Here is a 2,080-nt window from a genome sequence, read left to right as displayed (position 1 = left end):
TGACCATAAGGAGAAATACGATCTCACCGACAAGGATTTCCGTACGCGATTTGAGCTTTACGATGTTGACAGTGACGGTACTCCCGAGCTGTTCATATCCGAAGCTTCGTATCATCCCGGTACGTGCATGATTTATACATACAAAGACGGAATCATAACCGACAGTATTACCCTCGGTACATACGGAACTGTGTACTGCGCTGATACTGCACCTTATCTTGTACAGTCAGACACGCATATGGGCTACTCTTCCATGTATTATTATGAGCTCAAAGACGGCAAGTTCATTCATCTGAATTCTTTCTATGATAATACAGGCAATGCCGAAACTGAGGAAGTATTCTACGAAGTGGACGATAAACACGTTTCCGAGACAGAATACGTTCAGGCAAAGGAAAAATACGATCACCTTGAGCTTAAAGAACACGGACGCAAGGAGCATCAGTACCTGATACAGGAACAGGTGGCTATGGGCATATATCAGTATTTCTTCGACCACTATACTCTCGCAGGTATAGCCGAAGATACCGAGGAACTCAATATCCCCGATACTGTAAATGATCTGCCTGTTACCGAAATAAAAGCCTTTTCCGTATGGGGAAAAGACCTGAAAACTGTAAAATTCGGCAGCAACATCTCTGATGTAAGAGACCGTGCTTTCGGCGATAATGCAAAGCTTTCCTCTGTGGAGATAAATGACGGCATAAAAAAGTTTGGCGATCATGTTTTCGCAAACTGTCCTTCGCTTGAAAACATAACAGGTCCCAGCTATTCAAAGACCTATTTCTGCAAAAACGGCATGGTATTCTTTGAGGACGAGTCAAAGCTCAAAGTATATCCTTCGGGCAGAAAGAATACCGATGTCATCGTTCCGAAAACCATAACCCACGTCCTCAGCTCCGCTTTCAGCAACTGCGATAATATCGAGAACATCACCTTCTCGGCAAAGACAAAACTCATCGGTGAGGGAGCTCTCGCTTACTGCAAAAATCTCAAAACAGTAACTATCCTCTCTCCTGATGCAGTTATTGAAAATCCAAAGGCTTTCACTGAGAATAATTACAATATTAATTTCACTATCTCCAACGATGCTGACAAGGATAGCGGCGAATACTATTTCGATGGTGTGATAAGAGGATTTGAAGGCTCTACCGCAGAAGATTACGCTAAAAAATACAACATAAAATTTGAAGCCTTAGACTGCAAGGCTATCGAAGCAACGGGCGATATCAACAGCGACGGTTCTGTCGATTCCGTTGATGCGTCAGCTATACTTTCGGAATACGCACGAACTGCAACAGGCAAGGAAAGTACATTCAACGAACTTCAGTTCTATGCAGCTGATATCGACAACAACTGCAAGATCGACTCAGTTGACGCTTCAAAGATACTGTCATATTACAGCTTCCTCTCAACTCATGATGACTACGTAACAATAGATGAATTTTTCAATATGGCTATGTGATATCAGCTCAGAAGCTCCTCTCTCATTCGGGTGAGGAGCTTTTTTTCCCGCCTTGAAACCTGCACCTGCGTCATACCAAGTGCCTTTGCAGTCTTTGACTGAGTAAGCCCTTTGAAATACCTAAGTTCAAGAAGTGCGCGGTCGTTGGGTTCGAGCTGAGCCATTATCTGCCGAAGTGCAAGCAGGTCGGTTATGCTCTCATCGGGAGACTCAGTTGGTATATCTGTCTGCCCCTCGTCATCGTCACCTGCTGTAAGGGAAATAAGGGGCTGGCTCACGCATAACGCCTCGGATACATCGCTTTCCTTTTCACCCGAAAGCTGCGCAAGCTCTGTTATGGTCGGCTCTCGCATCTCACGCTGTCGGAATTCCTCACAAAGCCTCTGCAAGCGCATGGAAAGCTCCTTTAAGCCGCGGCTGACGCGGATAGCTCCCCCGTCACGGAAAAGCCGCTTTATCTCCCCGAGTATAACAGGTACAGCATAGGTGGAGAACTTCACTCCCCGTCCGCTGTCAAACGCCTTTACGGCTTTGAGCAGTCCGATACAGCCTGCGGAATACAAGTCGTCGTACTCTATGCCCCGTCCGCGGAAGCGGTTTGCACAGAGATGGACA

At 46.0% G+C, this 2,080-nt stretch carries 2 protein-coding genes; one reads left to right on the top strand and one right to left on the bottom strand.

Annotated elements, in window-relative coordinates:
- Positions 1-1,465, top strand: a 1,465-nt coding sequence (locus QZZ41_RS00575) for a leucine-rich repeat protein (RefSeq protein WP_295066709.1), incomplete at its 5' end; no start/stop codon positions are given.
- 2 nt (positions 1,466-1,467) lie between these two features.
- Here QZZ41_RS00575 and QZZ41_RS00570 read toward each other — a convergent pair.
- Positions 1,468-2,080, bottom strand: a 613-nt coding sequence (locus tag QZZ41_RS00570; protein ID WP_295066707.1) for a sigma-70 family RNA polymerase sigma factor, incomplete at its 5' end; no start/stop codon positions are given.

Source organism: Ruminococcus sp. (assembly GCF_016283395.1).
This window is presented reverse-complemented; position numbering and strand designations above follow the sequence as displayed.